This window comes from Mesorhizobium atlanticum (assembly GCF_003289965.1).
In the GTDB taxonomy this organism is placed as follows: Bacteria; Pseudomonadota; Alphaproteobacteria; order Rhizobiales; family Rhizobiaceae; genus Mesorhizobium; species Mesorhizobium atlanticum.
Genome location: NZ_QMBQ01000001.1, coordinates 993,685 through 1,004,222 on the forward strand (window position 1 = coordinate 993,685; position 10,538 = coordinate 1,004,222).

Sequence of the window (10,538 nt, forward strand, 5' to 3'; positions counted from 1 at the left end):
CGTCGACGGAATATGCCTTGGCTCAAGATGCCCGGTCGAATTTCATCACGGCGAAGATCGTCCGGCAGAGAATGACTATATCGGCCCATATGGACCAGTTTCGCACGTAACGGCTGTCGAGAGAGACGCGGCTGGGATAGTCCATTGCGTCTCTGCCCGCCACCTGCCACAGGCCGGTAAGCCCCGGCCGGGTTTGAAGATAGTCCGTGGCACAGGTACCGTAGCGTTGCAGTTCGTCGGGAACGACCGGTCGAGGGCCGACGCAACTCATCTCGCCGCGCATCACGTTGATGAGCTGAGGCAACTCATCCAGACTCGACTTCCTGAGAATGTGCCCCAGGAATGTGATGCGCGGGTCGTTCTTGAATTTCCAGTTCTCCTCCCACTCCTTGGCGGCCGTGGGATTGCTCGCAAGGTAGTCGGCCAGAACCTTCTCGGAGTTGGCGACCATGGTCCTGAACTTGTAGCAGGCGAAACGCTTGCCGTTGAAGCCGACCCGGGTGTGGAAGAATATCACCGGCGCGCCGTCAGTCACCAATATCAGAAAGGCAACCGCCAGCATAACCGGCGCGGTGAGGACGAGCGCGATCAAGGCAACCGTCACGTCCATCATCCTCTTGGACCGGCCTCCAAGTGGACGACGGCTTTGGTCGGCGCGGACGCCGGATCCGTGGGGCTTTATGTCAAATGCGCTGATTGTCACGAGTTTCGCCGAGGAACGCTGGTGGTTTCAGTACTCAACTTCACAGCGGCGGGTCATTGTCGGCAAGAGCCGCAAAGGAGGTAGCCTCCCACGTGGCGTCGATTACCCCCTTAGCCTGATCCGAGCGTTGCTGGCGTTGTGTCGATAAGCCTTCCGATCAAATGGCGTATCACCGAGCATCCGTTTGCTGCTGTAGCACTCCCGGCCGGTTCGGCTGTATTGCGAGAACGATGCATTGACCGGTCCGCGTGCAGGGACGGTCGAGAGTGCCAGCCAAATTCAGGCCGCCACTCTCTTGGCGAGGACATTGAGCGAATGTCAGAAACCAAGCTTGCGGAGTGCGCACGCCCGCAAAGGCATTCGTCAACGCACTGCGTGAAGTGCACGCGCGTCGCGCCCGGACGAGATAGAGCAGCACAGGTGCTCCGCGTCAAAATAGGTATGCCGGCCTATCTGGTAGTGGAAAGTGCCCAATCCGATGCCTTCATCAGGTGATTTCCCCTCAACGCCGTTTGCTCGTCATGTTCCCGAGATTGACTGCGGGGAAGCACTTGCTATCGTCCGCAGGCAAATAGCCTTGCTCGATCTTGATCTTTCCGGTCTCACCGTGGTCGTCGGAGCCGCGACAGGATACCAAGCGATAACCGCGGCGGCCGCGGCGCTCGCCAATGCCGGCCGTGTCGTGGCCCTCACACGCACATCCTATAGACATCCGGCGGCAGCCTCGGACGCGACGTTGGCATTTGCCAAATACGCCGATGTCGCCGAACGCGTGGAAGTGGCGAACCGCATCGATAGCCACAAATGGCATGACGTCGACATCGTCACATACTGCCTCCAGGTTGGGCCCATCTCGAGATCGCTCACGGAGCTCTTGCCCTCTCATGCGGTTGTTTCATTGATGGCTGAACCATGGGAGCTTCAGCCAGGCGTTGTCGACTTCGACGCCTGTGACGAGGCTGGCATCAAAGTTGCCGCTCCCAATCTCAGCCACCCGGCCATAGACCTGCTGCCGGAGTTCGCGCGGTTGTGCTGCGCCTTGCTCGGCGATGCAGGTGTCGATCAACGTGCGGCGAGGATCGCCATTGTCTGCGACACGCCCTGCGCTGCGATCCTCGAGCAAATGCTGCGCGAGCGTGGGGCCAGGATAAGCGTCTTTTCGCACCCGTCGCTGCTGACCGACGATGCATGGGATGTGATCCTGGTCGCGATGCGGCCCTCCGACAAACCGCCAATGGACATCAACAGCTTGGGTCGTATTGCCAGGAACTCTCGCCGGGCAAAGTTGGTGCAGTTCAGCGGCGGGATCGACCGCTCGGCCGCCAGCTACTTCGGCCTCAGCGTGTGGCCGCCAAAGCGGCCCAGCCGCGGCCAGTTGGGCCTGCCACTTGACGTGCTCGGTGCGGCTCCTGAGATCCGTAGACTGATAGGAGGGCTGAAGGCTGCGGAAGCCGCGTACCGTGACGCGGACCTAGGAGGAAACAATGTCGGATTTCTCGTGACAGCGGGATCCGAGCCCGGCCGGGCGTATCCATCTCCCGACAAGGACCCGCAGGAGACATCCAACCTCTGAGCCAAGGAGCGGCGGACCTCATCGAGGCCCGACGCCCGCAAAGGCAATAGTGCCAAGCAGTTATATTCCTTGGGCCGGTCGAGGCAGCCCTTCAAAGCATCATCTGTCTAAGCTTGTACGCCACCTCTGTTCGGTTCGTAGCCTTCAGTTTTTTCATAATATTACGGATGTGGACCTTGACGGTGCTCTCGCAGAGGTTGAGCTCGTAGGCAATTATCTTGTTTGCCTTGCCTTTCCGGAGCGCCTCCACAACCGCGGCCTCGCGTGCGGTGAACATGCCCGCGGGCGGACGCGTGCCGTTTGCGGTCGAATGGATGATTTCGCGAAGTGCCAACACGCAGCTGGCGGGTACAAAAACCCCTCCGGCGCGGGCGAGACCAATGGCCTCGGCAGCGACCTTTACCTTCACACTGGTCGGAATGTAGCCTCGAACGCCGCATTCGAGAGCCGCGAGTATTTCCCCTGGCTCGTCGGAGTCCACGACGACGATCACCGGTGTGGCGCCAACTTCGGAAATGAAGCGCACAAGTTCCTCTCGAACACTCTGGTCGGTGACTTTTTTGGCGCCCAGAATGACGAGAATCGCAGCTGGACCCGCCTCGCCGGCAATACGCCGGATCTCGTCGAGCGACCCCACGGCACTAACGCGCAAAGTGGGATTGTGTTCGACAAGGCCACGAGCAAGGCATTCGCGCTCAAGTGCTCGCTTATCGACGATTACGACCAGGCCTTCGCTTGATTGCCCTTCCTCAAGTTCGGACCTGCCGAGGCCGGTCGGGTCCGGCAGATGCCCATTGTGTACTGGTCCCGTAGCGTCATTCCAAAAACCGGAAATTTGAGAATGCCCCATCGCCCTACTTACTCCTTCTCCACCGCTTGCTTTGCTTTCTTCCCCCTTTGTCTTGCTCGCCCTTGCAAAGCCAGTCAGAAGCATGAACTGATACGCTCATCCATCAGGCTGCTTGGAGGTTATCTGAAAAAGAATAGCTTCAAGGAGTAATGACATACGCCGGCCCAACGCACCGACGTATGGCATCCCCGCTCCATTGAGGTAGCCCAGCCTGGATTGCATCCTACGATCCTGTGGAAAATACGCATTAATCCCGGTTAACAATTTGGTAATTATATCTTAGGTGGCTAATATATCCGAAAGTACAACAACTTAAAATTGCATACGCGCTATATTACATCGAACGGACGAGAGCGTGCTCATCTCGACCCAAAAGCGGAACGTTGCGATTTGGCGGAAACGGGGCCACATTTTTTGAAAAACTCATTTGACCTCGGCTGCCAGTGTCACACCCAACCTCTGCAGCCGGGGTTGCTTTTTGACTGACAACTGCGGCTTGCCGACGCTCTACACCTTCAAAGGCAAGGCTTCCATTCTAGATCGAGGCTAGCACTTCGGCACGGTCGTCGGCTTCTTACGCTGATTTATCTTGATGAGGTCAGCTTTACTGGCACCGCGTTGCACGCCGTGTACCAGGACGTCGTCAGCGGCCCCAGAGTATAATCCAGCGCGGTACGCTGCACGAGCCCTTCAGGCGACGTTTCTCCCGTTGCTTCTCGATCGCCGGCGATCGTCCCTCGCCGACGGCGCGCCTCGCGTCGAGACACTTCTCTCGGGCCCGAGCAAGCGGGATTCCGTCCGTCCGTACCTGCCCAGATAGAACCGTCTCCCGCCGTCCGTTGAGCCTGTAATCCAGGCGAAACGAGATCGCTCCACTGGGCATGACGCGAACATACATGCCGTCACGGTCGGCAACCTCGTAGATTTTCTCTTTTGGTTTCAACGATTAAGAGCGGCGTCCGTCAACATTCCCACTCTATTATCTTCAACCCAGCTAGGCATTGATCTAGCTGGGTTTTTCCTTGTTTGCAGAACAGCCAGCCGGCGCACGGCCCGGCAAAAAGTTAGCCTTCTGATTTTAAAGGGAAAATTGCCACAAAAAAATTTTGCGGTTTCACCAACTATCGCGGCCAATCGGTCAACTTTTCCCACTTTGTGGTTTTCGACCCCGCCACAGCTGATCTCGAAAAGTACCGTCGCCGCTCCAGATAGCTGCACTTTTTCGCCGCAAGATCGACTACCATAAACATCCCGGACGATCCGAGCGAAGTGGACAAACCAATCGGTAACCTGCTGCCACCCCTTCTACGCAGTTCGACTCGTGGGACAGATGTTCCATTTGGGGCCGGAAGCGGATGGTCTGTTTTCAGTAGACACCTTCCAGAAGCGGATGTTCGGCAAGGGCCAACACCCTCAGGTCACGTTAGCAAGGTCTACTTCTGCCGGAACGCCGTGTGCAGCGAAGCCGTCAGCGGCCCCACAATGTAATCCAACGCGGTGCGTTCCTCCGTGACGATCATGACCTGCGCCGGCATACCTGGATAGAGCTGGATCTGTGGTGCCGCGGCGAGTTCCTGCTGATCCACCGCTATGTCGGCGACATAATAGGGAAAGCCAGTCTTGGCGTCGGTCACACGGTCCGCCGAGATGCGGGTGACACGGCCGTGGATGACCGGCGTCGTGCGCTGCTTGTAGGAGGTAAAGCGGATTTCGGCCGTCATGTCGGCGCGGAGGCTGGATATGTCCTCGACGCGGATCTGCGCTTGCACGATCAGCGAATTCCTGGCCGGAACGATGTCTAGGATGGTCTGACCGGGGGTGACGACTGCGCCGGTCGAGAAGACCGTCAAGTCCATCACCTGCCCATCGTAGGGCGCGCGCACTTCGGTGCGGTCGACGGTGGCCTGCGCGGCAAACATCTTTGGCACCAGATCGGCAAGGTTCGACTGCGTGTCGATCAACATGGCCGACAGTTTTGCGCGACGCTCGTTGGTGAGCTGTGCGATCTGGCTTTCGAGCTCGGCCTTGCTCTGACGGTTGCCGGCAATCTCACCGAGCGCCTGGTCGATGAGGCCCTGCAAGTCGGAGGCGGAGCGGTCGAGTTCCAGGATGCGCGTGCGCGTCGTCAAGCCGGCCTTCAGCAGCTTGTTCAGACCCGCCTTCTCGTCCACGGTCGACTTGAGTTGTGCGCGATAGGATTCTACGCGCGCCTCCTTGCCCTCGATCTGCTCTTCGAGCTCGGCGATCCGCTTTTGCAGGATCTTCGTAGCACCTGCCATCGAGGCGCGCTGGCTCTCAAGGTCGGCGATCTGGTTGGCCATCGCGTCCTGCAGATAACCCTGGTGCTCAGCGGAAATATCCTTGGGGAAGGCCACCGCCGCGCTACCGTCAAGCTCGGCACGAATGCGGGCATCCGTTGCGCGCAGTAGGGCATATTGCTGGGAGTAGAGGTTGAACTCAGAACGGGCACGCGTGTCGTCAAGCACGACCAGCACATCGCCTGCCTTGACGATGTCGCCGTCCTTCACGCGGATTTTCTTCACCGTGCCGCCATCGAAATGCTGGACGCTCTTTCGGTTGCCCTCGACCTTCACCATCGCGTCGGCAAGCACGGCGCCGTTGAGCGGCGCGATCGCCGCCCAGCCGCCGAATACGCCGAAGAAGGCGACGATGATGAGCAAACCGACCCAGACCGGACCCCGGATTGAGTCCGAGTCGGCGCCCGCTTCGACGACGCCGGGCAGACTGCGATACGTGGCGGCGACATCGGTCATTGGGTTGTCACCGCTATCGGCGCGGCGCGCTGGTTGAGCAGCGCGACAATCTCGTTCCTCATCCCGAAGGCCTCGACCCCTCCGTCTCTCAGGAGCAGGATCTTGTCGACATTGGCCAGGGTCGAGGGCCGGTGCGACACGATGATCACGGTGCTGCCGCGACGCTTGAGCTCCAGCGCGCATTCGGCCAGCGCGCGGTCACCGTCGGAGTCGAGATTGGAGCTCGGCTCATCGAGCACGATGAGGTTCGGCGTTCCGAAGACGGCGCGCGCAAGCGCGATGCGCTGCCGGTAACCGCCCGACAGCACCGCGCCGCCCTCGCCGATCTGCGTCTCATAGCCTTGCGGCAAGCGGATGATCATCTCATGCACGCCGGCGAGCCGGGCGGCCTCGATCACCTCGCGGTCAACGTCGGTTTTGAAGCGGCCGATATTGGCAGCCACGCTGTCGGAAAACAGCTCGATGTCCTGCGGCAGATAGCCGATATGGTCGCCGAGCGCCTCCCTGCCCCATTGCGTCATGTCGGCGCCATCGAGCCGCACCGTGCCGCGGCTCGGCTGCATGATGCCGGCGAGGTGACGCGCCAGCGTCGACTTGCCGGCGCCGGAAGGGCCGACGATGCCGAGCGCCTCGCCGGCCTCGAGCTTAAACGAGATATCGCGCAACAGCACCTTCTGCAGGTTCGGAATGGCGAAGGTAAGCTGTTCGACGGCAATCTTGCCTGTGGGCTTGGGAAGGTTGAACGAGCGTTCCCCTTGCGCGCCGCCGTCAAGCAGCTTCTCGACCCTCCCGAGCGCGGCCCGTGCCAGGACAAGGCTGCGCCAAAGTCCGACGATCTGCTCGACCGGCTGCAGCCCCCTGCCCAATAGAAGGCTGGCCGCAAACATCGAGCCTCCGGTGATCTGCCGCTCGATGACCAGATAGGCGCCGAGGCCGAGGATCAGCGACTGCATGGTGAGGCGCAGGAAGCGAATCATCCCGGACATCAGTGCCGCCCGGTCGCTGGCCTGTCCCTGTCGGCGGAGCGCCATGCCGCGGTCGCGCCCCCAGCGACGGACGAGGCCCTCGATCATGCCCATGGCGCGGATGACTTCCGCATTCCTCAGGCTCATTTCGGTGAAATTATAGTTGGCGGTGGCGAGGTCGTTGGCCTGCTTCAGAGGCACCCTGACCATATACTCGTTGAGCACCGCCATGGCGATGAGGATCAGCGACGAGCCAAGCGCGAAGAAACCAAGCCAGGGATGCAGAAGGAAGATGACCCCGATATAGATCGGCGACCACGGCAGGTCGAACAGCGCATGGACGCCGCTGCCGGTGATCACCTGGCGGAAGGTATCGAAATCGCGGATTGGCTGGCTTTGCGAAGCCCCCTGCGACGGGATCTCGACGGAAGCCGCCAGGATCTTGGCCGAAAGCAGCCGATCGAGCCGGGCGCTGGCACGCGTCAGGATCGCGGCGCGCACGAGATCGAGACCGGCGAGCGCCAGGAACGCCGCAAGCAGCACCAGCGTCAGCATCACCAGCGTGGTCTCGCTGCCGCTGGTGACCACCCGGTCGTAGATCTGCAGCATGTAGAGCGGAGATGCGAGGTAAAGCAGGTTGATGGCCAGGCTGAACACCGCCGCAAACAGGAAATAGCGGCGGCAGGCGCGAAGCGCTTCCCTGACAATCTTGGATTTGCTGTCGAGACTCAAAATGCCCAGCGGAGAACCGCCCCCTGTCCAAACTGCGTGCCCGGCACTGATGCTACTCCCGATCCTTCAGCTGACCACGCCGCTCACTCGTAAACCTGCTGTAAACCTTAATTCGTAAGCTAAACGCCCGACCGGCGCAGAAACCGGGTGAGCCGCGCGTGGTGCGAGCTCACCCTCTATCCATCACACCGCGAACTCGCTCGTTCCACCGCCGACGCCGGTCAGCGTGAACTCCGCCGGGTTGTAGGTCACGACGGCGTGCCCCTGGCCGTCATCGGCGAGCTTGAAGCCGTTCGCATCGTAGGTGCCGAGTAGGTGCAGCGTGGCATTGTGCGCGCCGGCCGAGACGGTCAACGTGCCGCCGCTGCCATCCTGGCTCGCCTGATAGGCGACCGTCGTTCCGACACCGAACAGGATGTCGTTAAGGTCCAGCTTGTCGTCGTTGGTGATGCCGCTGATCCGTCCGCTGTAGTCGAACGAGTCATCGAGCTCCAGCGTGCCGGCCGCATTCTGTGCGAAGGTGACATCCGTCGACGAGGCTGCGCCGAATTCCAGCTTCGAGAGGTTGCCGATCGTGGCATCGCCGTCGCCGGTTACTTGGCCGTGGATGACGACATTACCGCCATCGGCCTCGATCATGCCGGAATTCGCAACCCCGCCGGCGACGACCAGGCCACCCGAACCGGTCGCTGCCAGCGCGCCGGAGTTGATGACGACGCTGCCGCCGGTATCAATGACCAAGGCATTGGTGCCCGAGGCGATGATGGTGCCCCTGTTGTCGAGGCCGAGCATCCCATCGCCCAGCTGGCCGGCGCCCGAGATCGTATTGTCGATGTTGATCAGGGTGACGTCCGGACCGGTGCCGGAGATGATATTTGCCGCGCTGTCGGACAGGACAACCTGCCCGCCGCCCTCGAGGGTCACGCCATGCTCTATGACCTGCAGCAGCGTGTCGTCGACGGTCGAGTTCAGCGAGATAAGGCCGCTGTTGTTGACCGTACCGCTCAGCGGCAGCAGCGAGCCGTCACCGAGTGTCATGGTGCCAGGATTGTTGACCACCGGCGTCTGGTCGAAGACGAAATTGCCTGCGCCGAGGGCGGAGGAATGCACGCCGTCCAGCGTGATCGACTGCCCGTCGGCAAGCGTGATCACCGCATTGCCATTGGCGTCGTCGGCGGTATGCGCCTGGACGTCGGCGAAGCTCTGGAAGCCGGAATAGCCGATCAGATCGATCTGGTCCGCGGCAGCGTCGAAGCTGTGCACGGTATCGTTGCCGATCGGCTGCGAGAAGACGAACAGATCGTTGCCGCTGGAGCCGGTCAGCACGTCATCGCCCGACCAGGCGAAGATCGGCGAACCCGGCGCGTAAGCCTCGACGTTGTCTGCGATCGACGCGCTTCCGGTCGTGCCGTCGGCGTTTGTCCAGGTCATTGAGACATCGAGCACCGCCGCGCCGGCGAAACTGGCGGGCGTGGTGACTGTCAGCTCATGGACGGCATTGGTCTGAACCGTCCAGGACCCGTCGGCGTTCTGCGTGGCGCCGTCAATGGTCCAGCCGGAAGGCATGTCTTTCACGGTGACGGTGACGGTCTGGCCGTCCGACGAGCCGGTCAGCGCGAGGTTGATCGGCTCGCCGGCGGTGCCGGCGGGATTGAGCGGTCCGAGACTCCCTGCAGCACCGGGATTAAGCGCCGAGTCCGTATAGCTACCTGCTACCACATCAACCTTAACAGAGCCGTTAGCGGTTCTGGTTAGAGTTGCCGTCCAAGTATCGCCATCCACTTGAACAATGTTGCTCAGCGTGGCTCGAGTCAATGTAACATCAGTCACGCTGCCGGGATTAAAGCCGATTACAGTTTCACTAAATTGGAACGTTACTGTTGAGGTAGATCCGACTGTATTGCCCAATGGTGTACTGGTGATTGTTACAGTCGGCGGCGTCGAGTCGCCGGTGCTGACCGTGTAGTTGACCGAGTTGGTTGTAGCCGCCGGGGCATTACCCGCAGGGTCTTGCCACGCCGTACCCACCGTAATGATGTTGGTTGCATCGTTGATCGACGCGATTGGTGTCAGAGTGGCCGTGAAGACCTTTGGATCGCCCGTGGGCGTGATTGCGCCCAAGGTTGCGCTCGTGGTGTCATAGCTCACGTCTGCCGCAGAGAAGTTCGACGGTACCTCACTGAAGGTAAAGGTCACTGTCGCGACATCGCCGGCGGTGAGCGCGGTGTCACTGATCCCGATCACAACCGTCGGCGCGACGGTGTCCACCGTCATGCTCAGCTGCGTGGCGGCGGTGTTGTTGTTCCCCGCTGCGTCGGTGAAGGTGCCGCCGGCCACATTGATGGTGGCGGTGGTGGTGCTGCCGGGCGTGGGCGTGAAGTCGGCGGTGTAGCTGGTGCCGCTGCCGGCAAAATTGCTCAACGTGCCGCCGGTGACGGCGACATCGCCGCTGCCAAAGTTGGTCGACGCCTCGCTCAAGGTGAAGGTGAGGTGCGCGACATCGCCGATCTTGAGGGCATTGTCATCGGTGCCGATCACAACCGTCGGCGCGACGGTGTCCACCGTCATGCTCAGCTGCGTGGCGGCGGTGTTGTTGTTCCCCGCTGCGTCGGTGAAGGTGCCGCCGGCCACGTTGATGGTGGCGGTGGTGGTGCTGCCGGGCGTGGGCGTGAAGTCGGCGGTGTAGCTGGTGCCGCTGCCGGCAAAGTTGCTCAACGTGCCGCCGGTGACGGCGACATCGCCGCTGCCAAAGTTGGTCGACGCCTCGCTCAAGGTGAAGGTGAGGTGCGCGACATCGCCGATCTTGAGGGCATTGTCATCGGTGCCGATCACAACCGTCGGCGCGACGGTGTCCACCGTCATGCTCAGCTGCGTGGCGGCGGTGTTGTTGTTCCCCGCTGCGTCGGTGAAGGTGCCGCCGGCCACGTTGATGGTGGCGGTG

The 10,538-nt window shown here is 61.2% G+C and carries 6 protein-coding genes and 1 pseudogene; 1 reads left to right on the plus strand and 6 read right to left on the minus strand.

The features are described from left to right. Window positions 1-22 precede the first annotated feature (22 nt). Window positions 23-613, minus strand: coding sequence for a sugar transferase (locus DPM35_RS04995; RefSeq protein WP_112126163.1), 591 nt, complete (start codon window positions 611-613; stop codon window positions 23-25). Between the two features lie 667 nt (window positions 614-1,280). On the opposite strand from DPM35_RS04995, the gene DPM35_RS05000 reads away from it, so the two are divergent. Beyond that, window positions 1,281-2,276 carry a hypothetical protein gene (locus tag DPM35_RS05000; RefSeq protein WP_112126164.1) on the plus strand — a complete coding sequence of 332 codons (996 nt, stop codon included), beginning with the start codon at window positions 1,281-1,283 and terminating at the stop codon, window positions 2,274-2,276. A 91-nt stretch (window positions 2,277-2,367) separates the two neighbouring features. Here DPM35_RS05000 and DPM35_RS05005 read toward each other — a convergent pair whose 3' ends face one another. The 5 genes and pseudogenes from DPM35_RS05005 to DPM35_RS05025 form a co-directional block, all read right to left on the minus strand. Beyond that, complete coding sequence (locus DPM35_RS05005; RefSeq protein WP_112126165.1) at window positions 2,368-3,126, minus strand: LuxR C-terminal-related transcriptional regulator; 759 nt, start codon at window positions 3,124-3,126, stop codon at window positions 2,368-2,370. A 688-nt stretch (window positions 3,127-3,814) separates the two neighbouring features. Next, window positions 3,815-4,095, minus strand: a pseudogene (locus DPM35_RS05010) (Arm DNA-binding domain-containing protein); the annotation flags it as partial. 464 nt (window positions 4,096-4,559) lie between these two features. Next, window positions 4,560-5,900, minus strand: a complete 1,341-nt coding sequence (locus tag DPM35_RS05015; protein WP_112126166.1) for an HlyD family type I secretion periplasmic adaptor subunit — start codon at window positions 5,898-5,900, stop codon at window positions 4,560-4,562. Then, a complete protein-coding gene (locus DPM35_RS05020) occupies window positions 5,897-7,597 on the minus strand; it encodes a type I secretion system permease/ATPase (protein WP_112126167.1) in 1,701 nt (566 codons plus the stop codon). Before DPM35_RS05020 ends, DPM35_RS05015 begins: the two co-directional genes overlap by 4 nt. 183 nt (window positions 7,598-7,780) lie before the next feature. After that, a partial coding sequence (locus tag DPM35_RS05025) for a beta strand repeat-containing protein (RefSeq protein ID WP_245431429.1) occupies window positions 7,781-10,538 on the minus strand: 2,758 nt, incomplete at its 5' end.